The organism is Rhodococcus sp. SORGH_AS_0301 (genome assembly GCF_030818285.1).
Lineage (GTDB): Bacteria > Actinomycetota > Actinomycetes > Mycobacteriales > Mycobacteriaceae > Rhodococcoides.
Genome location: NZ_JAUTAC010000002.1, coordinates 1,925,895 through 1,948,570, shown reverse-complemented (window position 1 = coordinate 1,948,570; position 22,676 = coordinate 1,925,895). Strand labels below are relative to the sequence as shown.

Here is a 22,676-nt window from a genome sequence, read left to right as displayed (position 1 = left end):
ACTGGAGTCATGACGTCCACCACCGATCGACTCGACTCGTCCCCGACCGACACCACCCTCGAGCATCTCGACGTGATCGTCGTCGGCGCCGGGCTCTCCGGCGTCGGTGCGGGCTACCGCCTGTCGACGGAGCATCCCGGCAAGTCGTGGGCCATCCTCGAGGCGCGGTCCTCGATGGGCGGCACCTGGGATCTGTTCCGCTACCCCGGTGTGCGCTCGGATTCCGACATGTACACGCTCGGCTACCAGTTCAAGCCGTGGCGCGAAGCAAAGTCCATCGCCGACGGGCACTCGATTCTGAAGTACATCGAGGAGACCGCTGCGGAGTTCGGGATCGACGAGCACATCCGGTACGGGACCCGCGTCGTCGGCGCGGATTTCTCCACCGCGGAGGCTCGCTGGACCCTGACTCTCGACGTGACCGACGAGTCGGGAACCTCGCAGCAGCAGATGACGTGTGGCTTCCTGTACTGCTGCTCGGGCTACTACGACTACGCCAAGGGCTACGACCCCGACATCCCGGGACTCGACACGTTCGAGGGCACCGTGGTGCATCCCCAGTTCTGGCCCGACGATCTGGACTACGCCGGCAAGAACGTGGTCGTGATCGGCAGTGGCGCCACCGCGGTGACCCTCGTGCCGTCGATGGCGCGCGACGCCGGTCACGTCACGATGCTGCAGCGTTCACCCACCTGGATCAGCGCGGTCCCCGGACGTGACAAGCAGGCGGACAAGATTCGTGATCTTCTCCCGGCTGGTCTGGCGCACAGCGTGATCCGGGTCAAGAACATTCTGTTCAGCACCGGCTTCTATCAGTTCTGCCGGCGTCGTCCGCAGGCGGCACGGCGACTCCTCACCAACCTCTCGACCAAGATCCTGGGCGACGAGAAGCTGGTGGCCGAGCACTTCACGCCCGAGTACAACCCGTGGGATCAGCGACTGTGCGCCGTCCCCGACGCCGATCTGTTCAAGGCGATGAAGAAGGGGAAGGCGTCGGTGGTCACCGACCGCATCGCCTCCGTGCGCCCCGACGGCATCGACCTGCAGTCGGGCGCCTCGTTGCCCGCCGACGTGATCGTCACGGCGACGGGGCTGCAACTGCTCGCCTTCGGCGGCATCGAGCCCAAGGTGGACGGCGTGACCGTCGATCTGTCGAAGCAGTTCGTGTGGCAGGGCGCCATGATGACAGGTGTCCCGAACTTCGCCATCTGCATCGGATACACCAACGCGTCGTGGACTCTGCGCGCCGATCTGACGTCGCGTCTCGTGTGCCGCGTGCTCGGCTACATGGACGACAAGGACTTCGCGTCCATCGTCCCGCAGCCCGACGGCCCGCTCGAGGAGCGTCCGCTGCTGGACCTGCAGTCCGGCTACGTCCAGCGCTCGATCGACGCCTTTCCCCGGCAGGGCGATCACGGCCCGTGGCTGGTGCGTCAGAACTACATCCTCGACTCCATCACCACGCTGCGGGGCGACCTCGGCAAGACCCTCTCGGGAACGCCGCGTCGGTCGGTGCGACGCGCCGCCGGAGTCGCCTGACCCGCAACGCACAGGACCACCCATCGTCAACTCAGAGTTGACGATGGGTGGTCGTCGTTCTACGGTCGACGCATGACCGACACCGATCCCGCGCCCGGTGTGCGCCTCGACGATCTGATCGTCGCTGTCTCCCGCACCGACACCGACCCTCTGATCCAGCTCTCGCGAGCCGTCGTCGCCGCCGAGCGCCTCGGCGACGTGGCCGACCACCTCGTCGGACACTTCGTCGACCAGGCACGTCGGTCCGGGGCGTCCTGGACCGACATCGGCCGCAGTATGGGAGTGAGCAAACAGGCCGTGCAGAAGAAGTTCGTGGCCAGGCCGCACGCCGACGAGGCGTTGAACGCGAGCCAGGGTTTCGCTCGTTTCACAGAGCGCGCGAAGAACATCGTGGTGGCGGCGCAGACCGAGGCCCGAGCGCAACGGGTGTCGTCGATCACTCCCGACCATCTCGTGATCGGACTGGTGCAGGACCCCGACTCGTTCGGCACCCGTCTGCTCGCGACACAATCGGTGACGCCCGACGACGTACGCGCCGCCGTCTCGGCACGAGGTTCGTCCGCGGGGGAGCACGGTGAGCCGCCGGCACTCGTTCCGTTCGATGCTGCGACGGCGAAAATTCTGGAACTGACGTTCCGCGAGGCGCTGCGCCTCGGCCACGACTACGTCGGCACCGAACACGTGCTGCTCGCGATGCTGGAGTTCGAGAACGGGACGGGGCTGCTCAGTGGTCTCGGCGTGACGAGGGACCAGGTGGAGACCGACCTCGCTGCCGCTCTCGATCTGTCCTGAGAGCGGCAGCGCGTCCGTCACATGCCGCGGCGCATCACGGCGTAGTAGGCGGACGGGAACACGCGGGCGAGGATGTCGACGGTGTGGGCACTCGCGGCGATGAGGACCCGTCCCTTGCGCTTCTCGACCCCATCGAGGATGCGGAGTGCAGCCTTGTCCGCGGGATAGGTGAGCAGTTTGGCGAAGGTGGCCTTGCCGTCCGCGATCTCCTTGTCCGTCGCTCCGGCGGCCGAACCGGCCGTCTCGGCGATGCGGGTCTTGATGCCGCCGGGGTGCACCGACGTCACGCCGATCGTCGGCGCCAGTTCGTGGCGCAGGCACTCGGTGAACCCGCGGATGGCGAACTTCGACGACGAGTAGGCCGACTGCCCCGGAGGCGCCACGATGCCGAACAAGCTCGACACGTTGACGATGTGCGCGCCCGTGGATCGGCGCATCGTCGGCAGCATACGACGGGTGATGTCCACCGGCGCATGGAAGTTGATGGTCATCACCGAGTCGAAGTCCTTGGCGGTGAGTTGCTCGAACGAGCCGCCGAACGCGATACCGGCGTTGTTGATCAGCAGGTCGATGCGCTCGTGCCGCTCGATCACACCGTCGATGACCACGCCGAGCGCGTCGAGGTCGGAGAGGTCCGCGACGACGACGTCGACGCTGCGTGCCGGTGAGGCGGACTCGATGGCGCGTGCGACGTCGGCGAGCCGATCGGCGTCCCGGTCGAGCAGGATCAGATCCGTGCCGCGTCGCGCGAGCTCGTGGGCCATCTGCTCACCCATGCCACTGGCGGCGCCGGTGACGAGCGCGGTGGCGCCAGGAAAGCGGAAGGGGGGCAAGGACGACATGACAACTCCTGAGCTCGGCGGTACCAACGTCTCGATCATCGCCGAGATCCTGCTGCCGTTCTTGACTCCAGGCGACACCGTAGTCGATCGCCCGTATCGAGGCGGTCGGGTCGCTACGGTGCATCGATGACGCCCGACTCGACCGCTCCGCTCGCGTCTGGATCCGTGACGGTCCGCGCCGACGCCGCCGATGTGTACGCCCTCCTGACCGATCTCGACCGGCTCGCCGATCTGGCGGACGAGACGCACTCGATGCGGTGGGTGGGGAGCTCCGGCGCCCGTCCCGGTGCATCCTTCGTCGGTCGGAACCGCAACGGTCTGCATCGATGGTCGACCACGTGCACCGTGACCGCCGCCGACCCCGGAGCAACCTTCGCCTTCGACGTGCACTACGGCCCGTTCTCGCTGCCGATCGCGCACTGGCGCTACGACATCGACGGCGCCGGCGGCGAGACCACGGTGACCGAGCGGATGTGGGACCGGCGGCCGCGGTGGTTCGTCGGCGTCGGCGGCCTCGCGACGGGTGTCCGCGACCGCGCCACCGTCAACGGCGATCACATCGCGGCGACACTCGAACGGCTCCGGCAGACCGTCGACGGTCCCCGGGATTCGTAGGGTGCGAGTGCGGGCACACTGGACGCCATGACTGGACACGCGACGATCGGCATCTGGACCGGAACGCTCGACGGGGTCTCCGCCTCCGCGGTTCCCGACGTGGTGGGGGAGGTGGAGTCGCAGGGCTGGCACTCGCTGTGGTTCGGCGAGGCCTACGGCCGCGAGGCGCTCACCGCCGCGCAGATGTACCTCGGCGCCTCGTCGTCGCTGATCGTCGGCACCGGCATCGCGAGTATCTACGCCCGAGACGCGGTGGCCACCGCATCGGCGGCCCGTACCCTGCACGCCGTTTCGGGTGGTCGGTTCGTGCTGGGACTCGGCGTGTCGCACGCTCCGCTGGTCGAACGCATGCGCGGTCACAATTACGGCAAGCCAGTCGCGGCGATGCGGGAGTATCTCGACGCACTCGACAACGCACCCGCGGCAGTGGCAGGGGAGGAGCAGCACCCGCCACGACTGCTGGCGGCGCTGGGTCCGAAGATGCTCGAGCTGTCCCGCGATCGCACCGCGGGGGCGCATCCCTACCTCGTCACACCGGAACACACGGCGATGGCCCGCGAGATCCTCGATGCCGGGGACGGCGAGAAGCGCCCGGAACTGGTCGTCGAGCAGGCGGCGGTGGTGGACCCGGTCGCCGACACCGACGCGGAGGTGTGGGCCGAACGCGCGCACGCGCATCTGAACATCTATACCGGGCTGCCGAACTACCGGAACAATTGGGAGCGTCTGGGTTTCGGGCAGGACGACTTCGTCCGCGGCGGCAGCGCGAAGCTCGCCGAGGCGATGGTGACGCGGGGACTGGACGCGACCGTGGCACGAGTGCGCGAGCACATCGAGGCAGGGGCGACCAGCGTCCTCGTCCAGGTCCTCGGATCCGCGATGAACGTTCCGCCGGTGGACGACTGGCGTCGACTCGGTGAGGCCCTCGAGCTCTCCCGTTGAGCTGAGGGTAGCCTTACCGCAAGCCTGCTCCACCAGTCGTCCCCGAAAGGTTCTTCATGCGCGTCTCCGTCGGTGTGTCCGTCGCGGCCACCGTTCTTCTGCTCGGAACGGCGGCGTGCAGCTCGTCGGACACGGACTCGGCGCCGGCCGCGGACGCGTCGGGAGCCTTCCCGGCCGAGGTCACCGACAAGTTCGGGACCGTGACGGTCGAGGGTGCGCCGGAGCGTCTGGTGACCGCCGGGTACAACGACCAGGACTTCGCGCTCGCTCTCGGTGTCACACCCGTGGCCACCCGCGGATTCACGGGGTACGACTACACCACCCGACCGTGGGCCCAGCAGCAACTGAACGGTGCCACGATTCCCGAGGTGGGAAGCGACACACTCGATCTCGAAGGTGTCGCGGCCGCGGAGCCCGACCTCATCATGGCGACGTACGCCTATCTGGAGGAGCCCGAGTACCAGCAGCTCGGACAGATCGCCACGACGGTCGGCGACATCCCCGGCTCGGACGGGTCGGAGACCCCGTCGTGGCGAGACCAGTTGGCCGCGTACGGAACCGCCCTGGGCAAGACGGCCGAGGCAGAGACCGTGCGTGACGAGGTCGACGCGACGTTCGTAGACGCCACGACCGAGAACCCGTCCTTCGCCGGCCGCACGGCTGCGGTCGCGCTCTATCTCGACGGCACCTTCTACATCCTCGACAGCGGTGACCCGCGGAACAGGTTCTTCACCGACCTCGGCTTCGCGACGCCCGAGACCACCGGGACGGTGAGCCCGGAGCGCTACGACCTGCTCGATCAGCAGACTCTCGTGCTGCTGGGCGTCACTCCCGAGGACGTCGCCGGTGATCCGCTGCTGCAGAGCCTGAACGTGGTGAAGGAGGATCGCACCGTCTACGTCGGCGAATTCGGGACCACCGTGCCGGCCGCTCTCGGTTTCGCCAGCCCCCTCAGCCTTCCGTACGCGGTGGACGCGCTCGTCCCGGTGCTCGCACAGGCCTCGGACGACGATCCGGCCACCCGCGTCGGCACCGTCGAGGGCTGATCGGTCCTGCTCACGGGTCGGAAGGTTAGTGTGACCCGACGACAGGGGTAACCGTGGGCATGAGCATCGAGCAGTACGACAGGGACGGGGGCGGCCCGCCCGAGACCGAGCACTGGTCCGAGGGCCCGGTCACCACCCCGGAGCGAGACCCGTTCTACGCCGCGCCCGACGGTTTCGAGAGTGCCGCGTGCGGCGACGTCCTGCGCACCAGACCCGTGCGCATCGGTGTGTTCGGTAGGGTGCGGCAGCGCGTGCAGGCCTGGCAGCTGCTGTATCGCACCGAGGATCTCGAGCGCGTGCCACGCGTGAGTGTCACCACGGTCTTGCTGCCCGCCGGAGCCGTCCCCGACGCGACGCGACCACTCCTGTCGTATCAGTGCGCCATCGACGCCGTGTCCGGTCGATCGTTCCCGTCGTACGCGCTCCGGCTCGGGTCACGTGCGCGCGGCACGGTGCCGCAGTACGAGTTCCTGCTCGTCCTGCACGCCCTGCGTCTGGGTTGGGCAGTCTCGATCCCGGATCACGAAGGCGCCGAGGGGCATTGGGGTGCGCCGCTCGAGCCCGGGTACTGCACTCTCGACGCCGTCCGGGCCGCGCTCTCGTTCGACGAGCTCGGTCTCGACACGACCACACCGGTCGGACTGTGGGGATACTCGGGTGGCGGGCTCGCGTCGTCCTGGGCGGCGGAGGCCGCGGGGGAGTACGCACCCGAGATCGATGTCGTCGGAGCCGTTCTCGGGTCGCCGGTGGGTGATCCGGCGTCGGCGTTCTTCCGGCTGAACGCCACCCGCTACGCCGCGCTGCCGACTCTCGTCATCGAGGGTCTGCGGCGTACCTACCCGGCCCTGGACGACGTCATGCAGGAGTTCGTCACCGAGGAGGGTCTCGAGCTGCTGGCGTCGACGAACAAGATGACCACGATGCAGGCCATCATCGCGCTCCGCGGGTTCGACCTCGACGCCTACTCGACCATTCCCATCGCCGACGTCATGGCTCGTCCGGAGATGGTGACGATCTTCGAGGAGATCCAGCCGGGCCGGTCGGCGCCCGGATTCCCGCTGCTCGTCCTGCAGGCGACGCACGATCAGATCATCGCCGTGGACGACGTCGACGGGCAGGTGACGCGCTATCGAGACGCGGGTGCCGAGGTCGAGTACGTCCGCGATCGCACGAGCGAGCACATCACGCTGCTGCCGCTGTCGGTCCCGCTGACGCTGCGATGGCTCGACGACCGGTTCGCCGGGCGCCGACCGGGACTCGCGGCCACCAGGACCGTCTTCTCGGTGGCGGCGTCGTGGCGCAGCGCCGCGGGTTATCTGGCCATGGCAGGCTCGGCGGCGAGAGCGCTGACCGGGCTCCCCATCTCCGTCCGCCGCACCCGACGCTGAGACGACACCACCCCCGCACCGAGGACTCGGTGCGGGGGTGGTGTGGTGTTCAGGAGCGAGATCAGGCCAGTTCGAAGCGATCCAGCATCATGACCTTGTCCCACGCGGCGACGAAGTCCTGGACGAACTTGTCCTTCGCGTCGTCGCAGGCGTACACCTCGGCGATGGCACGGAGTTCGGAGTTCGAGCCGAACACCAGGTCGTTACGGGTGCCGGTCCACTTCGTCGCACCGGTGGCAGCATCCTTGGCCTCGTAGATGCCGTCCTCGGACGTGGGAACCCACTCGGTGCCCATGTCGAGGAGGTTCACGAAGAAGTCGTTGGACAGTGTGCCGACCTTGTCGGTCAGAACGCCGTGCGACGAGTTCTGGTAGTTGGCGCCGAGAACACGCAGACCACCGACGAGGACGGTCAGCTCAGGTGCGCTGAGTGACAACAGGTTCGCCCGGTCGACGAGGGAGTACTCCGCCGGCAGCTTCTGGCCCTTGCCGAGGAAGTTACGGAAGCCGTCGGCCTTCAGCTCGAGGTCCGAGAACGAATCGACGTCCGTCTGCTCCTGCGTGGTGTCCATGCGGCCCGGGGTGAACGGAACGCTGACGCCCGATGCCTTCTCGAGTGCCGCGACGCCGCCGAGGACGACGAGGTCGGCGAACGACACCGTTCCGGAGAACGACTCCTGGATGCCCTCGAGCACGCGGATGACCTGTGCCAACTCGTCAGGCTCGTTGACCTCCCAGCCCGCCTGCGGCTGCAGGCGCAGGCGACCGCCGTTGGCGCCGCCGCGCTTGTCGCTGACGCGGAAGGACGACGCTGCGGCCCACGCGGTCGAGATGAGCTGCTCGGTGCTCAGTCCGGAATCGAGGATGGTGGACTTGAGCTCGGCGATCTGTGCATCGTCGATCAGTTCGTGGTCGACGGCCGGGATCGGGTCCTGCCACAGCAGGGTCTCCGACGGCACCTCGGGTCCGAGGTACCGGCTGACCGGTCCCATGTCGCGGTGGGTCAGCTTGAACCACGCCTTCTGGAACTCTTCTGCGAGCTCCTCGGGGTGGTCGAGCCAGCGACGGGTGATCTGCTCGTAGATCGGGTCGACGCGCATCGCGATGTCCGAGGTCAGCATCGACGGGTGGCGACGCTTGGTCGGGTCCGCGGGATCCGGAACCAGGTCCGCGCCCTCACCGTTCTTCGGACGCCACTGATGTGCGCCGCCGGGGCTCTTGTAGAGCTCCCACTCGAAGCCGTAGAGCGTCTCGAGGAAGGTGTTGTCCCACTGCGTCGGGGTCGGGGTCCAGATGACCTCGAGGCCACTCGTGATCGCGTCCGCGCCGACACCACTCTGGAAGCTGTTCTTCCAGCCGAGACCCATCTGCTCGATCGGGGCGCCCTCGGGCTCGGCTCCGATGTGCGCATCGGGGTCGGCCGCACCGTGGGTCTTGCCGAAGGTGTGTCCGCCGACGGCCAGTGCTGCGGTCTCGACGTCGTTCATGGCCATGCGACCGAAGGTCTCGCGGATGTCCAGTGCGGACTGCACGGGATCCGGGTTGCCGTTCGGGCCTTCGGGATTGACGTAGATCAGGCCCATCTGCACGGCGGCCAGCGGGTTCTCGAGGCTCGTGCGATCACCGTCGTAGCGCTCGTCGCCCAGCCAGGTCTGCTCGGGGCCCCAGTAGACGTCCTCGTCCGGCTCCCAGGCGTCGACGCGACCGCCGGCGTAGCCGTAGGTGGGCAGTCCCATGGACTCGATGGCGACGTTGCCGGTCAGGACGATGAGGTCGGCCCAGGAGAGCTTGCGGCCGTACTTCTGCTTCACGGGCCAGATCAGGCGACGGGCCTTGTCCAGGCTCGCGTTGTCCGGCCAGCTGTTCAACGGTGCGAAGCGCTGCATGCCGGCTCCGGCTCCGCCGCGTCCGTCCTGCTTGCGGTACGTGCCGGCTGCGTGCCACGCCATACGGATGAAGAAGGGGCCGTAGTGGCCGAAGTCCGCGGGCCACCACGGCTGCGAGTTCGTCATGACCGCTTCGATGTCGCGCTTGACCTCGGCGAGATCGAGCGAGTTGAACTCGGCCGCGTAGTCGTAGTCGGCGCCCATCGGATCGCCGACGGCGGGGTTCTTCTTCAGGATCTTGAGGTTCAGTGCCTTGGGCCACCACTCGTGGTTGGTGCCACCCTCGACCGGCATCGGCATCTTGTCGTGCATGACAGGGCAGCCGCCGGACGCGTCCTGCGGCTGGTCCTGGTTCATCTCTTTTTCGCGTGTTGTGTGGTCCTCGGACACGAGTTTCCCTCCAAGAGAAGATGAATGAACTGATTTCGCGGCGCCTTCGCGCCTCGAGATCAGGGGCTGACGCTGGTGGAGCAGTTCTCGCACAGGCCCCAGTAGATGACCTCTGCCTCGTCGACGACGAAACCATGGGCCTCCGACGGAGTGAGGCACGGAGCCTCGCCGACGGCGCATTCCACGTCGGCGATGGTGCCGCACGCGCGGCACACGACATGGTGGTGATTGTCGCCGATTCTGCTCTCGTACCGCGAGACCGAGCCGGACGGCTGGATGCGCCGTACCAGTCCCGCGGTGGTGAGAGCGTGGAGCACGTCGTACACGGCCTGGCGGGAGACGTCGGGCAGGGTGGCCCGAACGGCTCCGTAGACGGTGTCGGTGTCGGCGTGCGGATGTTCGTGCACCGCGTCGAGCACCGCCAGACGGGGGCGGGTGACTCGGAGCGCGGCACCACGCAGCATCTCCGGGTAGTTCGACGATGGGCTCACGTCGAACAGTATGCACGACTTTTCTGGAATGAGTCAGGAAACGGGGCGCGAACACGGGTCGAACGGCGTGTCGTCCGGCCCCCGCGGGGGCATGATGCGAGGCGACATCCATCGCTCGCAAGGGGTACGAAGATGACCGCGTTCCAGACCGTCGCCAACGCCGCGAACCAGGTCGTTCGACCGCTGATGCGACTGCCTGTGCTGTCCGCCGTACTCGGGCGTGGCCTGGCCACCATCACCTACACCGGCCGACGGTCCGGCCGGACCATCTCGCTGCCCGTCTCCTACCGGCGATCGGGCGACAGGGTCACCGTGATGGTCGCGGCACCGAGCCAGAAAGCCTGGTGGCGCAACTTCCATCCCGATCCCGCCCCGGTGACCGTCGACATCGCGGGGGACCAGCATCGGGGGAGCGCACAGGCGGTGGTCTCCGACAAGGGGGGCGTGCGTGTCGTGATCACCCTCGACAGCTGATCAACGGAGTACGACGAGCTGCTGGGTCGCGCGGGTCATCGCCACGTAGCGATCGACGGCGCTGTCCGCACTCGACCGGTCGACGAGATCGAACCCGAGGCCCTTCGCCGATCGTGCGCTCGACGATCGGATCCTCGCGGTGTCCGGTAGAGACGGCATCCCGATGACGCAGGCCACACCCTCACTCGTCGCGGCCCGCTCGTCCAGCACCGCCGCCAGGTCGTCGACGTCGGCGTGCCGGACGCCCACGCCGGTGGTGCGCACCGAGCGTGGCACGAGCGCGGCGCGCGCGCATCGCCGTCGCCCGTGGATCGCCGAGGCGGCGACGAGCGACATCGAGGACCGGGAGATCTGCTGTGGTCCAGGGGGACCCGACGTTCCTGCGGACCGCCGCCCTGTCATCGTCGTCGAGCCAGGGTGCGCAGTGGCGTAGGTACGCCGGCACAGTCCAGAGGTCGGCGACGAGATCGGGAGCATCGATCACCGGCCACGACGACTCCACTCGGTCGCAGAGCTCGTCGATTTCACGCAGCGACGACGCCAGCTCTCCGGCCGACACGTTCGCGACGAGGCGGTCGACGAGGATCTCGCCCAGAACCGCCCAGATCTCCTCTCGCGCATCGTTGTGCGGAGTCTCCGCCTGCGGTGCCGCAGTGCCGCGTCGATTCTGGCGAGGTTCCCCTCATCGCCGATCGTCGCGTGCCTCGGCCAACCGCCTGATCGCGGACGGCCCCACTCCGTGTAGCGCGGACAAAGTCGCGAGGTTCGCCGGGAGGTCGTGCACCGTGCGATACCCCGCGTCGATCAACGCACCGGTCGCCGGGCGGCCGATGCGGACACCGTCGAACAGCGGTCCGCGGTCGACCGGCACGTCCCTCGTCATGCTGCTCAGCTGACGCCGAGAACCTTGATCGCGAAGATCAGAGAATCGCCCTGCTGGATGCCCGCGCGCGGCTGACCGTTGGGGTAACCGTCCGCGGAGGTCACCGCGACGCCGATCGTCGATCCCACGGTCTGGCCGGCGATGGCCTTCTGGAAACCGGCCACGACACCGTCGAGGGGGAATTCGACCGGGGCGCCGCGCTCGTAGCTGCTGTCGAAGGTGGATCCGTCGCGTCCGTTGACGCCCATGTAGCAGACGGAGACGGTGGCGTCCGCCGCGACGACGGGGCCGTCGCCGGCCTGCAATGTCTGCACCTGCGTCTCCGCGACGCTGAAGGGTGCCTCGACGGTGACCAGGGGAGCGGCATCGTCGGTGGACCCGGTCACCGCGATGCTGCCCGTGTCACCGTCGAGGTCCCACTCGGCCGCGGCACCGGACTCGGGCGCCGCGGTGGGGCACGACTCGGCAGCTGCGGTCGACGACGACCCCGCGGACGAGGATGCGGCGCTGGAGGAGGTGGCGGCAGACGGCGTGTCGTTGTCGGAGCTGCATCCGGACAGCACCAGGACGAGCGACGCGGACGAGGCCAGCAGGACACCGAGGGTACGAGAGGAGTTCACGCCCGACACGCTACAGCCGCCCGACTACTCGACCAGCCGGGCGAGTGCTGCGGTGACCGAGCCCCACCCTTCCGCGAACCCGAGGCTCGCGTGACGATCGCGTGTCGTCGGATCTCCGTGACGGACGACGGCCCGGTAAGCAGTGCCGCGCGGGTGGTCGGTCAGCGTGATCTCCGCTGACATCGCGACCGGCTGCGGCGACGCGGGGCGCCACCCGCTGTCGAGAGTGTTGGTGAACACCAGCCGGGTGTCGGGCTCGACTACGAGGAACACGGCGTCGGTGTGGGGCACGAATGTCGTTCCGTCGTCGCTCATTTCGGTGACGAACGCCCCGCCCGGTCGCACCTCCAGGTGGTCCACCCGAGTGACGGTGGGTGCCGGTGTCCACCACTGTGACAGCAACGACGAGTTCGTCCATGCCTCCCAGATGCGGTGACGAGGAGCCGCGATGACGCGATCGAGTACGAGGTCGAGGGCAGGATCGATCGGGAGCGCGGTCATGAGTCTTCTTCCGTCGGAGTCGGGGAGGTGACGAGTTGTTCGAGCCGATTCGTGCGGCTCTCCCAGAGGTGTCGTTGATCGTCGAGCCAGTCCTGGACGAGGTCGAGTCGTTCCCTGTGCAGAGTGCACGTCCGGACGCGTCCTACTTTGGCCGTGCGAATGAGCCCGCTCGACTCGAGACTGCGGACGTGTTTGAGGAAGGTGGGAAGCGCGATCGGGAACGGCGCCGCCAGTTCACCGACGCTTGCCGGACCGGCACCGAGACGCCGGACGACTGCTCGCCGCGTCGGATCTCCGAGGGCGGCGAGCACGGCGTCGAGTTCTGCCATATGGTTAGCCATAAGGGAAAGTATTACAGGCGATCCAGGGTGTGGCGCAACCGATGACTTTCGGGGTGCGCGTCGGTCGGAGTGTTCGTGGGCCGACCAGCGCCCACCGGGAACGAAGGAGTGCACATGCGCACGTTGATCGTCACCGCGTTCGTCTCGCTCGACGGCGTGATGGAGGCGCCTGGTGGAGAGGCCGGATACCGCAACGCGGGCTGGACCTTCACGGACGTCGAGTTCGACGAGGCCGCGTACGAGATCAAGGGGCGGGAGCAGGGGGAGGCCGCCGCACTGCTGCTCGGTCGCCGATCCTACGAGGCGTTCGCGCCCGTGTGGCCGACGATGGAGGACTTCGCCGGATACAACGCCATGCCGCGGTACGTGGTCTCGACGACGCTCGACGATGATGATTCGCGTTGGCCTGCAACGGTTCTTCGATCACTCGACGACGTCGCCGCGCTGAAGGAGACCGAGGGCGGACCGATCCTCGTGCACGGGAGCGCGACGCTGGGACGTGCGTTGGCCGACGCCGGGCTGGTCGACAGATACCACCTGCTGGTGTTCCCGTTGCTGCTCGGCGCCGGACTGCGCCTGTTCAGCGACACGGACAAGGACACCACGGTGCTGACGCTCGTCGAGCACGAGGTCTACGGCAACGGTGTCCAGAAGCAGGTGTTCGATGTGCGCCGTTGACGGGGAAACGTCATGCGCACACTGAGATTCGCGATGAACACGAGTGTGGACGGTTACGTCGCGGCGCCCGATGGCGACCTCGGCTGGAGCGTGCCGAGCGACGAGGCGTTCCAGTGGTGGTCCGACCGCGTCGACTCGACGGGCCTCACGCTCTACGGGCGGAGGCTGTGGGAGGCGATGAACGCGCACTGGCCGACGGCCGATCGGCAGCCAGGGGTGACGCCCGCACACGTCGCGTACGCCCGTCGGTGGCGCGACATGCCCAAGGTGGTGTTCTCGTCCACCCTGGACGCGGTGGAGGGCAACGCGCGGCTCGTCACAGGTGACGCCGTGGCGGAGATCGTCCGGCTGAAGGCCGGCGACGGTGGGCCGATGGACATCGGCGGCGCCACACTGGCCGCGGCTGCGATGCGGGCCGGGCTGATCGACGAGTACGTGATCATGACGCACCCCGTTCTGGTGGGCGCCGGTACGCCGTTCTTCACGGCGCTCGACGAGTGGGCGGGTCTGGAGTTGGTGGAGACGCGGACGTTCTCGGGTGGACTGCACCTGGCGAGGTACCTGGCGCGGTAGGGGGCGGGAGATTCACGATAGTTGACATAATGTAGATTATCGGCACAATTCGGTTTCACCTGGAACCCTGCCTGAGCGTCGCACGTCCACCGACGTACCGTCGGTCGACGAAGTCCTTCAGGTACCGCACAGGTCGTGAGCACGGAAGGCGAAGATCGTGACTGTGGAACGACGCGTACTGATCACCGGGGCCAGCATCGCCGGCCCGACCCTCGCGTACTGGCTCGCGAGGTCGGGTCGTGCCGTGACGGTCGTCGAGCGCGCTCCGTCGCCTCGGCTCGGCGGGCAGAACATCGACATTCGTGGTCCCGGCCGCGAGGTCGTACGCCGCATGGGTCTGGAGGACGCTCTCTTCGCCGCGACAACGACGGAACAGGGCACCCGGTTCGTCGATCGACGGGGCGCGACGATCGCGGCGTTCCCGGCCGGTACGGCGGACAGCGGAGGCACGACGGCCGAGCTGGAGATCCTCCGCGGCGAACTCGCGCGCATCCTCGTCGACGCGTCGGGACCGGACGTCGAGTACCGCTACGGCGACCGGGTCGTGGGCTGCGATCAGGACGCCCACGGTGTCGACGTGACGTTCGAGCACGGCGCTCCCGAGCGCTACGACCTCGTGGTGTTCGCCGACGGAGTGCGGTCCGGGAGCCGGGAGATCGTCTTTCCCGGCGAGGCCGTCACGCGAGATCTCGGGCTGTTCACCGCCTACGGGGTGCTCCCCCGCACCTCGGACGACGATGCATGGTGGCGCTGGTACAACGCGACCGGCGGACGTGTGGCCGGCTTGCGCCCGGACAACCAGGGCACCACGCGCTTCAGCCTGTCCTGGTTGTCGGGGCCGACCGGCCTCGAGCGGGCAGGGCAGTCGGAGGTCGTCGCCGCCCTTCGGACGACGTTCGCCGGCGCCGGCTGGGAGACTCCCCGCATCCTGGAGTCGCTCGATTCCGCCTCGGAGCTGTACGTCGACCGTCTCGCTCAGGTGCGCGCCCCACGGTGGTCGTCGGGCCGGGTCGCGATGGTGGGCGACGCGGCCTGGTGCGCGACTCCCGTGAGCGGGATGGGCACGACACTGGCCATCACCGGTGCCTACGTACTGGCCGCCGAACTCGCCCGCACCGATGATCACCGGGCCGCGTTCACGGCGTGGGACGCGCGGATGCGGCCCTTCGTCGACACGGTGCAGTCGCTGCCGCCGGGAACGCCGAGGCTGGCGCACCCGAAGACGGCAGTGGGGCTCGCGGTCTTCAACTCTGCTGTGCGACTGGCCGGTTCGGCGCCGGTGCGAGCGCTGGCCGGCAGGTTCGGCGGCTCGGACGACGCGAACCTCGATCTGAGCGACTACCGCTGACGCTGCTGGATGCGGATCAGGTTGCCCGCGGGATCACGCACCGCGCAGTCCCGGATCCCGTAGGGCTGGTCGGTCGGTTCCTGCACGATGTCGGCATCCGCGGCCTGGAGTGCATCGAAGGTCGCCTCGAGGTCGTCGCTCGCGAGCAGGATGCCGCCGTACGTGCCCTTGGCCATCATCTCGGTGATGGTGCGGCGCTCGTCCTCGGTGATGGCGGGGTCGACCGCGGGCGGTGTCAGAACGATGGCGGTGTCCGGCTGCCCGGGCGGGCCGACGGTGAGCCACCGCAGGTTCTCGTACCCGACGTCGAGGCGGACCTCGAAGCCGAGAAGGTCGCGGTAGAAGGCCAGTGCGGCCTCCGGATCGTCCTGCGGGAGGAAGCTGGAGGCGATGGTGAGTGTCATGGCGACGACACTAGGTTCGCCTTACGCGGTCCGCTTCTCGATTCCTGATCGGTCGGGTGACCACCTTCTCGACACACGACGGCGCGCCGACCTCCGTGGACTGGTTCTGCTGCCGATACGCGGACGGGGACAGTCCGGTCAGTTCGGAGAAACGGGTACTGAAGGTGCCCAGTGAGGAGCACCCCACCGTGAAGCAGATCTCCGTCACCGACCTCTCCGACCCCCGGAGCAGCGCCATGGCTCGTTCGATGCGCCGCGTCATCAGGTACGCGTAGGGCGACTCTCCGTACGCGGCGCGGAACTGCCGGCTCAGGTGCCCCGCGGACACGTGCGCGTCGCGCGCCAGGGTCTCGAGGTTCAGTGGCGTGGCGTACTCGCGGTCCATTCGATCCCGTACTCGACGGAGACGACGCAGATCGTCGAGGTGTCGCGAGTCCGCACCGGTGTCGGTCACGCGTCCTCCTCTCAGGAACGGCGCAGCAGTCCGTGCAGTGCGCGCATGCAGAGATCATGCACCTCGTCGGCCGAGATCGACTGCCGATCCACCCAGTCCACGCACACGGCGCGAACGAACGACACCCACCCGGCCACGGCCACCCGCGTCACCTCGTCCGCGCCGTCGTCGGGTCCCAGAGCCGCCAGGATCCGTTGCTGCTGCGTCTCGAACTCGGCCGTGAGGATCGCCTGGATACCGACGTCGCCCGACATCGTTCCTCGATTGATGGCCCGTAGTCCGTGAGCGTGATCGGTGGAGTATCGGATGTAGGCGCGCAGTCCGGCAGACACCTGGTGCTCGACGGGCAGCGTGGTGTCGGGAGCCGTGATCTCGACCATCCGAGCGGATTCGAGCCGGATGATGTCGGCGAAGAAATCCCTCTTGGACGAGAAGTAGTGATACATCAGCCCACGCGAGACGCCGGCCAGGTCGGCGACCTCCTCGATCCACACCTCGTCGTAGGGCCGTTCCGCGAACAGTCGTGACCCGATCTCGAGCAACTGGTGCCGACGCTGATCGGGTGACAGGCGTTTGCGGGGAGAGGTCATGACCTGCGCCATGTTACGGGACTGCTCGTGATACTTGACACGCGTTCAGTAGGGGGTACCGTCCGCTGTTGTATCCCGGTTCAGTACGCCGGCCACCCACGCGAAAGGGTCCGACCGTGGTCACCACGATCTCGTCCACTTCTCCGCTTCCCCATCCCCCTCGACGACTCCCGGTGCTGGGCGACGTGCTGGGCGTACACGCGAGCACCCCGGTGCAGGACTCGGTGGCGCTGGCCGCGCAGCTGGGCCCCATCTTCGAGCGGGTGGTCCTGGGGCGCCGGTTCGTGATCGTGTCGGGCGCCGATCTCGTGGAGGAACTCAGCGACGAGTCGCGGTTCGTCAAGCACGTGGCACCCGCGGTCGCCGGACTTCGCTCGATCGGCGGGGACGGACTGTTCACGGCGTACTCGCACGAACCGAACTGGCGCAAGGCCCACGATCTCCTCCGGCCGGCGTTCACGCAGTCGGCCATGCGGAGCTACCACGACATCATGGTGGACGTCGCCGGACAGCTGGTGTCGCACTGGTCGTCCCGTGATCGGGTCGACGTCTCCTCGGACATGACCAAGTTGACGCTCGAGACCATCGGCCGCACCGGGTTCAGCTACAGCTTCGACTCGTTCACCCGCGCCGAGACGCACCCGTTCGTCCGGGCCATGGTGCGGACCCTGCAGCACAACCAGCGCCGCGCACTGCTGCCGCTCCCCGTCGTCGGCGACCTGGTGTTCCGGCGTCGCGAACGGCGGAACGATGCCGACAAGGCCTTCATGGCCGAGCTGCTCGACGACATCGTGCGGGCCCGCCGGGACGGTGAGACGAGCGGCGACGGCGATCTGCTGGACATCATGCTCCAGGCGGCACGCGACGGTGATCCCAACGCGCTGGACGAGGTGAACATCCGGCATCAGATCGTCACCTTCCTCATCGCCGGACACGAGACGACCTCCGGCTCACTGTCGTTCGCCCTGTACTACCTGTCGAGGCATCCCGAGATGTGGGCTCGGGCGCGTGCGGAGGTGGACGAGGTGTGGGGTGCGGACACGCCGTCCTTCGAGCAGGTGGCGAAGTTGCGCTTCGTCCGACGGGTTCTCGACGAGGGACTGCGCCTGTGGCCGACGGCCCCCGGTTACGCGCGGGAGGCACGCCACGACACGACGGTCGGCGGGCGTCCCATGGCAGCGGGCGACTGGGCCCTGGTGCTCATCCCCGGTCTGCATCGCGATCCCGTCTGGGGGCCGGATCCCGAGGTGTTCGACCCGGACCGCTTCCTGTCGGCGAACGTGCGGGCCAGGCCGCCGCACGCCTACAAGCCGTTCGGCACGGGCGAGCGTGCCTGCATCGGGCGCCAGTTCGCTCTCCACGAGTCGCTGCTGGTGCTGGGCACGATCCTCCAGACCTTCGACGTCGCTCCCGATCCGGGCTACGAGCTCGCCATCGAGGAACGCCTCACCCTCATGCCGGCCGGGTTCGAGCTCGAGGTGGCTCGGCGCGACCGCAGCTGACGTGAGGATCCCGCACACTGGTCCCATGCGATCGCGCGGCAAGATCATGGAGGCCACCCTCGCGGTGATCGCGGAGCACGGTTTCGACGGCGTCACCATCGCGGGTGTGTCCGCCGCTGCCGGGGTCTCCCGACAGACCGTGTACTCCATCTTCGGCACGCGCGAGGTGTTGGTGACCCGCACGATGGAGCATTTGGCGGTCGAGGTCATGACCGAGATCCGGTCGCGCCTCGACGGCCCGGAGACCGTGCGCGACTACGTCGTGGAGATGGTGATCGGTGGTCGGCGGGCGGTGCGCGACATTCCCGCGATGGGAGCGCTGCTGCGGTTGGACGGCATCAACCCGGTGCTGCATCCCGATGTCGTCCAGCACGCCATTCCCGTCGTGCGAGATCTACTGTCCCCGCTGACCGCACTCGACCCCCGGGTCGCGGAGGTGTTGGACGACATCGTCCTCATCACCACTCGTCTCGGACTGTCCGTCGTGCTCTTCGACGATCCGTCCATCGCGGACGACGACGACCTCCGCGCCTTCCTCCTGCGGTGGCTCCCGGCGTCGATGACCGTGCCGCCGGAGTGACGGGCTTCACCTCGTGACCTTGACACCTGGTGCCGGAACTGTCTAACTTCAGGGCGCCTGCCGGGGGGTCCGCGCAGCGGGAAGGAAGTCGATGACACTGTCACGCAGTCTGATCGTGGGAGCGGTGCTCGTGGCGTTGATCGGTGTCGCACCCGCACTCGCCGACGCAGCCCCCGGTGACGACTTCTACTCCCCACCGACGGACGTCGCGGGTGCGCCGGGCACGGTGCTCCGCACCGAGCCGATGTCGCTCTTTCTCGCTGCGCCGGGAGTGGACGGTCGCTATCCCGCCACCGCGCAGCGCGTCATGTACACCTCGCGGACCGAGAACGACGAGCCCGTCGCGGTGACCGGAACGTTCATCGACTCGGCCGTTCCCTGGCGCGGCGCCGGCCCCAGACCCACCGTCGTGGTCGCTCCGGGGACGGTGGGGCAGGGCGACCAGTGCGCGCCGTCGCGGGCGTTCCCGCTCGGGCTGAACCTCACGACGGACCCGCTGTCCCTCTCGGCGAACCAGGAACTCGTGTCGTCGACGCTCTGGGGGTCGATGGGCGCGCGCGTCTTCGTGACCGACTACATCGGTCTCGGCACGCCGGGGTTGCACACCTACGTCAACCGGCCGGAGGAGGCGCACGCGGTGCTCGACGGCGCGCGAGCGGCGAACGCGCTGGCAGGCGACCCCGACTCCCCCATCGGTCTCTGGGGCTATTCGCAGGGCGGCGGCGCCACCGCCGCCGCGGCCGAGTCGGCGGCGAGTTACGCACCGGAACTGAACATCAAGGGCACCTGGGCGGGCGCACCGACGGCCGACCTGCTCGACGTGCTGAACACGGTGGACGGCACTCTCATAGGCGGCGTCATCGGGTACGCACTGAACGGAGTCCTCGAGCGGAACCCGTCGTTGCGGGCCCGCGTCGAGGAGCGCGTCTCCGATCACGGCAAGACGGTGCTGAACGACCTGTCGACCCAGTGCATCGCCGACACGATCCTGACGTATCCGTTCCTGCGCACCGAGACGCTGACGAAGGACGGGCGCTCGATGTCGGAGAATCTGAGATCCGTGCCCGAGGCCGGTCCCATCTTCGAGAAGCTGCGTACCGGCACCCTGCGGCCGTCGGCCCCGGTGTTGATCACCAGCGGCATCAACGACGACACGGTGCCGTACGGGCAGGCGCGGGAGTTGGCGGAGGAGTGGTGCGGCCAGGGTGCGTCGGTGACGTTCCGGTCGAACCCGCTGCCGCCGATCCTGCCGGGTGCGGTGCTGCCCAACCACTTCGGTCCGCAGATCATCGACGGCTACGGCGGTGCGGCCGCGGCGTACCTGATGGACAGGTTCGCCGACGTACCCACCGAAGGGTGCGACATCGCCTGACGGTCGGTTCGGGTCACCGACCGCGGTCGGCTCGGTCATTGTCGCGGACGGCGATCAGCCATAGTGTCACCGATCACAGTGGATCATTCGGCTGACTGAGGGGTACACACATGACGGTCCAGCACTCTCCGGAACGCACCGCGGCACCGACGCCGTCCGACGGAGAGGTGCACGCGGCCGTCGCCCGCGCGCGTGACGCGGCACTGTGGTGGGGCGCTCTCGATTTCACGGATCGCAAGGGGTGGCTGCTCGAGTTCCGATCCAGGATCGCCCGGACGTCGGGGTCGCTCGTCGACACCGTGCGCGAGGAGACGGGCAAGCCGAAGGACGACGCTCTGCTCGAGGTCATGCTGGCGGTGGAGCATCTCACGTGGGCCGCGAAGAACGCGCGACGTGTCCTGCGGGAGCGGTCCGTCTTCCCGGGTCTGGTGAGCATCAATCACGCTGCCTCCGTGCGGTATCAACCGATGGGCGTCGTCGGCGTGATCGGCCCGTGGAACTATCCGGTCTACACACCGATGGGGTCGCTCGCGTACTCGATGGCCGCCGGCAACGCCGTCGTCTTCAAGCCCAGCGAGCTCACTCCCCGCACCGGCACCTGGCTGGCCGACGCCTGGGCGTCGCTGGCGGCGCCGCACCAGGTGCTCCAGACCGTCACCGGCGACGGTCGGGTCGGTGAGGCGCTGTGCCGCTCGGGAGTGGACAAGCTCGCCTTCACCGGGTCCACCGCGACGGCGAAGAAGGTCATGGCGGTGTGCGCGGAGACGCTCACGCCGATCGTGGTCGAGGGCGGCGGCAAGGACGCGCTCATCGTCGACGCCACCGCCGACCTCGAGGCCGCGGCGACCTTCGCCGCGTTCGGCGCCATGGGCAACGCGGGCCAGACCTGCGCGGGTGTGGAGCGCATCTACGTGGTCGAGGAGGTCGCCGATCGTTTCGTGGACATCCTGACCTCCCGTGTACGCGACCTCCGGGTCGGCGACGCGGACGATGCGCAGTACGGACGCATGACGTTGCCGAAGCAGGTCGACATCGTGCGGGACCAGGTCGAGGACGCCCTGGCGCGCGGTGGTCGCGCCGTCGTCGGCGGACTCGAATCCGTCCGGGCGCCGTACGTCGATCCCATCGTGCTGCTCGACGTGCCGGAGGACAGCTCGGCCGTCGCCGAGGAGACGTTCGGTCCGACCGTGGTGGTCAACCGCGTCCGTGATCTCGACGAGGGCATCGAGCGGGCCAACGCCTCGAAGTACGGGCTGGGCGCGTCGGTCTTCACCGCGTCGAAGGCCGCGGCCGAGCGGGCGGCGGACCGGCTCCGCGTCGGAGTGGTGACGGTCAACTCCGTGCTGGGCTTCGCAGCGGTGGGCGCGCTGCCGTTCGGCGGAGTCGGCGACTCGGGCTTCGGACGGATCCACGGCGCCGACGGGTTGCGGGAGTTCTCCCGGGTGAAGTCGGTGACGAAGCAACGCTTCGCCGCCCCGCTGGGCCTGGTGACGATGACGCGCAAGCGGCGCGACGTCGCGGTCGCGCGCCTGTTGCTGACCAAGGTCTACGGGCGATGACCACCCTCCCCCGGCCGCGCTTCGGGCGGTTCGGGTGGGTGCGGGTGATCGACGAGCTGGATCCGGTGGCGGACGCGGCCACCGTCCTCAAGATCACGGCGGGCTGCGAGTTTCCCTGGGACTATCAGCGCGCGTTGGAGTTCGCGCTGTTCCGCACGTACTGCGTGCCCACCATCTCGGCGTTGCTCCGCAGGACGGGAGAGTTCGAGCACCGCCCCCAGAAGCGGTACGACGACACCGCGCTGCTCATGTCGGAACTCGTGGAACACGGGTACGACTCCGAGCGCGGGCGCGCATCGCTCCGCGCGGTCAACCGCATGCACGCGCGCTACGACATCTCGAACGACGACATGCTGTACGTGCTCTCCACCTTCGCCTTCGATCCGCTGAACTGGATCGACCGCTACGGGTGGCGGCGCCTGCATCCGCACGAACGGATCGCGAGCGTCGCGTTCTACCGCGAGGTCGGGATCCGGATGGGCATCCGGGACATTCCCGCGTCGACAGCCGACTTCCACGCGTTCAAGGTGCGGTACGAGCGCGAGCGGTTCGTCTACTCCGACGACAACAAGGCCATCGGCGAGTACACCCGCGACCTGCTGGCGTCGTGGTACCCGCGCCCGGTCCGCTCCGCGGTGCGCGGCGCCGTGCTGTCGATGATCGATCAGGACATGACCCGCGCCTTCGGGTTCGGCGACCCGGTCCCCGCCGTGCGCCCGGCGCTCGAGTCGGCGCTGCAGGCCCGAGGCCGCGTGGAGCGTCTGCTGCCCAAGCGGACGGCATCGCGGTCGGCGCAGGATCCGCGCAACCGGACGTACCCCGGGTACCCGCAGGGCTACCACCCGAGCGACCTGGGTGTCTGATCAG

26 protein-coding genes are annotated in these 22,676 nt (G+C 68.3%); 15 read left to right on the top strand and 11 right to left on the bottom strand.

Going from position 1 to position 22,676, the window contains the following annotated elements; all coding sequences use genetic code 11:
* The first annotated feature begins 9 nt into the window (after window positions 1–9).
* Complete coding sequence (locus QE397_RS09760; RefSeq protein ID WP_307093083.1) at window positions 10–1,539, top strand: NAD(P)/FAD-dependent oxidoreductase; 1,530 nt, start codon at window positions 10–12, stop codon at window positions 1,537–1,539.
* Window positions 1,540–1,611: 72 nt separating this feature from the next.
* On the top strand, window positions 1,612–2,331 hold the full coding sequence (locus QE397_RS09755; RefSeq protein WP_056444475.1) for a Clp protease N-terminal domain-containing protein: 720 nt from the start codon (window positions 1,612–1,614) through the stop codon (window positions 2,329–2,331).
* 17 nt (window positions 2,332–2,348) lie between these two features.
* Here QE397_RS09755 and QE397_RS09750 read toward each other — a convergent pair whose 3' ends face one another.
* Window positions 2,349–3,173, bottom strand: coding sequence for an SDR family oxidoreductase (locus tag QE397_RS09750; RefSeq protein WP_307093080.1), 825 nt, complete (start codon window positions 3,171–3,173; stop codon window positions 2,349–2,351).
* Between the two features lie 126 nt (window positions 3,174–3,299).
* Between QE397_RS09750 and QE397_RS09745 the strand changes: the two genes are divergently transcribed.
* The 4 genes from QE397_RS09745 to QE397_RS09730 are packed head-to-tail and all read left to right on the top strand — an operon-like array spanning window position 3,300 to window position 7,164.
* Window positions 3,300–3,788, top strand: a complete 489-nt coding sequence (locus tag QE397_RS09745; RefSeq protein ID WP_307093078.1) for an SRPBCC family protein — start codon at window positions 3,300–3,302, stop codon at window positions 3,786–3,788.
* 27 nt (window positions 3,789–3,815) lie between these two features.
* Window positions 3,816–4,730, top strand: a complete 915-nt coding sequence (locus QE397_RS09740) for a TIGR03620 family F420-dependent LLM class oxidoreductase (protein ID WP_307093075.1) — start codon at window positions 3,816–3,818, stop codon at window positions 4,728–4,730.
* Window positions 4,731–4,786: 56 nt separating this feature from the next.
* Window positions 4,787–5,776, top strand: coding sequence for an ABC transporter substrate-binding protein (locus QE397_RS09735; protein ID WP_307093073.1), 990 nt, complete (start codon window positions 4,787–4,789; stop codon window positions 5,774–5,776).
* 59 nt (window positions 5,777–5,835) lie between these two features.
* Complete coding sequence (locus QE397_RS09730; protein WP_307093071.1) at window positions 5,836–7,164, top strand: lipase family protein; 1,329 nt, start codon at window positions 5,836–5,838, stop codon at window positions 7,162–7,164.
* A 61-nt stretch (window positions 7,165–7,225) separates the two neighbouring features.
* Here the strand turns inward: QE397_RS09730 and katG are convergent, their stop codons facing one another.
* Window positions 7,226–9,406: a catalase/peroxidase HPI gene (katG, locus tag QE397_RS09725; protein ID WP_027505407.1), complete on the bottom strand. Its 2,181-nt coding sequence runs from the start codon at window positions 9,404–9,406 to the stop codon at window positions 7,226–7,228.
* A gap of 92 nt (window positions 9,407–9,498) precedes the next feature.
* Window positions 9,499–9,903 carry a Fur family transcriptional regulator gene (locus QE397_RS09720; protein WP_037185410.1) on the bottom strand — a complete coding sequence of 135 codons (405 nt, stop codon included), beginning with the start codon at window positions 9,901–9,903 and terminating at the stop codon, window positions 9,499–9,501.
* 159 nt (window positions 9,904–10,062) lie between these two features.
* On the opposite strand from QE397_RS09720, the gene QE397_RS09715 reads away from it, so the two are divergent.
* Entirely contained in the window at window positions 10,063–10,404 is a 342-nt protein-coding gene (locus QE397_RS09715; RefSeq protein ID WP_056444488.1) for a nitroreductase/quinone reductase family protein, read from the top strand.
* Here the strand turns inward: QE397_RS09715 and QE397_RS09710 are convergent, their stop codons facing one another.
* From QE397_RS09710 to QE397_RS09690, 5 genes are all read right to left on the bottom strand, one after another.
* Window positions 10,405–10,740: a hypothetical protein gene (locus tag QE397_RS09710; protein WP_027505404.1), complete on the bottom strand. Its 336-nt coding sequence runs from the start codon at window positions 10,738–10,740 to the stop codon at window positions 10,405–10,407.
* Window positions 10,741–11,086: 346 nt separating this feature from the next.
* The gene (locus QE397_RS09705; protein WP_027505403.1) at window positions 11,087–11,287 is read right to left on the bottom strand and encodes a hypothetical protein; all 201 of its coding nucleotides are present in this window, start codon (window positions 11,285–11,287) and stop codon (window positions 11,087–11,089) included.
* 5 nt (window positions 11,288–11,292) lie between these two features.
* Entirely contained in the window at window positions 11,293–11,916 is a 624-nt protein-coding gene (locus tag QE397_RS09700; protein WP_155956988.1) for an FKBP-type peptidyl-prolyl cis-trans isomerase, read from the bottom strand.
* Between the two features lie 15 nt (window positions 11,917–11,931).
* Entirely contained in the window at window positions 11,932–12,408 is a 477-nt protein-coding gene (locus tag QE397_RS09695) for an SRPBCC domain-containing protein (RefSeq protein WP_056444490.1), read from the bottom strand.
* Entirely contained in the window at window positions 12,405–12,749 is a 345-nt protein-coding gene (locus QE397_RS09690) for a helix-turn-helix transcriptional regulator (RefSeq protein WP_307093069.1), read from the bottom strand. The genes QE397_RS09695 and QE397_RS09690 overlap by 4 nt, the downstream gene beginning before the upstream one ends.
* 114 nt (window positions 12,750–12,863) lie before the next feature.
* On the opposite strand from QE397_RS09690, the gene QE397_RS09685 reads away from it, so the two are divergent.
* The 3 genes from QE397_RS09685 (at window position 12,864) to QE397_RS09675 (ending at window position 15,348) form a co-directional block, all read left to right on the top strand.
* Window positions 12,864–13,427, top strand: coding sequence for a dihydrofolate reductase family protein (locus QE397_RS09685; protein ID WP_027505399.1), 564 nt, complete (start codon window positions 12,864–12,866; stop codon window positions 13,425–13,427).
* Between the two features lie 12 nt (window positions 13,428–13,439).
* Window positions 13,440–14,000: a dihydrofolate reductase family protein gene (locus tag QE397_RS09680; RefSeq protein WP_307093066.1), complete on the top strand. Its 561-nt coding sequence runs from the start codon at window positions 13,440–13,442 to the stop codon at window positions 13,998–14,000.
* 157 nt (window positions 14,001–14,157) lie between these two features.
* Window positions 14,158–15,348 (top strand): FAD-dependent monooxygenase, encoded by a 1,191-nt coding sequence (locus tag QE397_RS09675; protein WP_307093064.1) that lies wholly within the window; start codon window positions 14,158–14,160, stop codon window positions 15,346–15,348.
* On the opposite strand, the gene QE397_RS09670 is transcribed toward QE397_RS09675, so the two are convergent.
* From QE397_RS09670 to QE397_RS09660, 3 genes are read right to left on the bottom strand one after another with little or no spacing between them, the layout of a single operon-like run.
* Window positions 15,339–15,752, bottom strand: a complete 414-nt coding sequence (locus tag QE397_RS09670; protein ID WP_027505395.1) for a VOC family protein — start codon at window positions 15,750–15,752, stop codon at window positions 15,339–15,341. The genes QE397_RS09675 and QE397_RS09670 overlap by 10 nt on opposite strands.
* Window positions 15,753–15,762: 10 nt before the next feature.
* Window positions 15,763–16,206: a helix-turn-helix transcriptional regulator gene (locus tag QE397_RS09665; RefSeq protein WP_027505394.1), complete on the bottom strand. Its 444-nt coding sequence runs from the start codon at window positions 16,204–16,206 to the stop codon at window positions 15,763–15,765.
* 11 nt (window positions 16,207–16,217) lie between these two features.
* Window positions 16,218–16,796, bottom strand: coding sequence for a TetR/AcrR family transcriptional regulator (locus tag QE397_RS09660; protein WP_056445136.1), 579 nt, complete (start codon window positions 16,794–16,796; stop codon window positions 16,218–16,220).
* 116 nt (window positions 16,797–16,912) lie between these two features.
* On the opposite strand from QE397_RS09660, the gene QE397_RS09655 reads away from it, so the two are divergent.
* The 5 genes from QE397_RS09655 to QE397_RS09635 all read left to right on the top strand — a co-directional run bounded on the left by QE397_RS09655 (window position 16,913) and on the right by QE397_RS09635 (window position 22,672).
* Complete coding sequence (locus QE397_RS09655; protein ID WP_027505392.1) at window positions 16,913–18,298, top strand: cytochrome P450; 1,386 nt, start codon at window positions 16,913–16,915, stop codon at window positions 18,296–18,298.
* A 25-nt stretch (window positions 18,299–18,323) separates the two neighbouring features.
* Window positions 18,324–18,878 (top strand): TetR/AcrR family transcriptional regulator, encoded by a 555-nt coding sequence (locus QE397_RS09650; RefSeq protein ID WP_307093060.1) that lies wholly within the window; start codon window positions 18,324–18,326, stop codon window positions 18,876–18,878.
* Window positions 18,879–18,969: 91 nt separating this feature from the next.
* Window positions 18,970–20,250, top strand: a complete 1,281-nt coding sequence (locus QE397_RS09645; RefSeq protein ID WP_222645199.1) for a lipase family protein — start codon at window positions 18,970–18,972, stop codon at window positions 20,248–20,250.
* A gap of 110 nt (window positions 20,251–20,360) precedes the next feature.
* Entirely contained in the window at window positions 20,361–21,809 is a 1,449-nt protein-coding gene (locus tag QE397_RS09640) for an aldehyde dehydrogenase family protein (RefSeq protein ID WP_056444508.1), read from the top strand.
* Window positions 21,806–22,672 (top strand): oxygenase MpaB family protein, encoded by an 867-nt coding sequence (locus QE397_RS09635; protein ID WP_307093057.1) that lies wholly within the window; start codon window positions 21,806–21,808, stop codon window positions 22,670–22,672. The genes QE397_RS09640 and QE397_RS09635 overlap by 4 nt, the downstream gene beginning before the upstream one ends.
* Window positions 22,673–22,676: the final 4 nt, after the last annotated feature.

What these genes read in the sequence shown, in the direction of transcription:
- QE397_RS09760 (WP_307093083.1), top strand. Translation starts at nt 10, where the DNA reads ATGACGTCCACCACCGATCGACTCGACTCGTCCCCGACCGACACCACC.
- QE397_RS09755 (WP_056444475.1), top strand. Translation starts at nt 1,612, where the DNA reads ATGACCGACACCGATCCCGCGCCCGGTGTGCGCCTCGACGATCTGATC.
- QE397_RS09750 (WP_307093080.1), bottom strand. Translation starts at nt 3,173, where the DNA reads ATGTCGTCCTTGCCCCCCTTCCGCTTTCCTGGCGCCACCGCGCTCGTC.
- QE397_RS09745 (WP_307093078.1), top strand. Translation starts at nt 3,300, where the DNA reads ATGACGCCCGACTCGACCGCTCCGCTCGCGTCTGGATCCGTGACGGTC.
- QE397_RS09740 (WP_307093075.1), top strand. Translation starts at nt 3,816, where the DNA reads ATGACTGGACACGCGACGATCGGCATCTGGACCGGAACGCTCGACGGG.
- QE397_RS09735 (WP_307093073.1), top strand. Translation starts at nt 4,787, where the DNA reads ATGCGCGTCTCCGTCGGTGTGTCCGTCGCGGCCACCGTTCTTCTGCTC.
- QE397_RS09730 (WP_307093071.1), top strand. Translation starts at nt 5,836, where the DNA reads ATGAGCATCGAGCAGTACGACAGGGACGGGGGCGGCCCGCCCGAGACC.
- katG (WP_027505407.1), bottom strand. Translation starts at nt 9,406, where the DNA reads ATGAACCAGGACCAGCCGCAGGACGCGTCCGGCGGCTGCCCTGTCATG.
- QE397_RS09720 (WP_037185410.1), bottom strand. Translation starts at nt 9,903, where the DNA reads ATGCTGCGTGGTGCCGCGCTCCGAGTCACCCGCCCCCGTCTGGCGGTG.
- QE397_RS09715 (WP_056444488.1), top strand. Translation starts at nt 10,063, where the DNA reads ATGACCGCGTTCCAGACCGTCGCCAACGCCGCGAACCAGGTCGTTCGA.
- QE397_RS09710 (WP_027505404.1), bottom strand. Translation starts at nt 10,740, where the DNA reads ATGTCGCTCGTCGCCGCCTCGGCGATCCACGGGCGACGGCGATGCGCG.
- QE397_RS09705 (WP_027505403.1), bottom strand. Translation starts at nt 11,287, where the DNA reads ATGACGAGGGACGTGCCGGTCGACCGCGGACCGCTGTTCGACGGTGTC.
- QE397_RS09695 (WP_056444490.1), bottom strand. Translation starts at nt 12,408, where the DNA reads ATGACCGCGCTCCCGATCGATCCTGCCCTCGACCTCGTACTCGATCGC.
- QE397_RS09690 (WP_307093069.1), bottom strand. Translation starts at nt 12,749, where the DNA reads ATGGCTAACCATATGGCAGAACTCGACGCCGTGCTCGCCGCCCTCGGA.
- QE397_RS09685 (WP_027505399.1), top strand. Translation starts at nt 12,864, where the DNA reads ATGCGCACGTTGATCGTCACCGCGTTCGTCTCGCTCGACGGCGTGATG.
- QE397_RS09680 (WP_307093066.1), top strand. Translation starts at nt 13,440, where the DNA reads ATGCGCACACTGAGATTCGCGATGAACACGAGTGTGGACGGTTACGTC.
- QE397_RS09670 (WP_027505395.1), bottom strand. Translation starts at nt 15,752, where the DNA reads ATGACACTCACCATCGCCTCCAGCTTCCTCCCGCAGGACGATCCGGAG.
- QE397_RS09660 (WP_056445136.1), bottom strand. Translation starts at nt 16,796, where the DNA reads ATGACCTCTCCCCGCAAACGCCTGTCACCCGATCAGCGTCGGCACCAG.
- QE397_RS09650 (WP_307093060.1), top strand. Translation starts at nt 18,324, where the DNA reads ATGCGATCGCGCGGCAAGATCATGGAGGCCACCCTCGCGGTGATCGCG.
- QE397_RS09645 (WP_222645199.1), top strand. Translation starts at nt 18,970, where the DNA reads ATGACACTGTCACGCAGTCTGATCGTGGGAGCGGTGCTCGTGGCGTTG.
- QE397_RS09640 (WP_056444508.1), top strand. Translation starts at nt 20,361, where the DNA reads ATGACGGTCCAGCACTCTCCGGAACGCACCGCGGCACCGACGCCGTCC.
- QE397_RS09635 (WP_307093057.1), top strand. Translation starts at nt 21,806, where the DNA reads ATGACCACCCTCCCCCGGCCGCGCTTCGGGCGGTTCGGGTGGGTGCGG.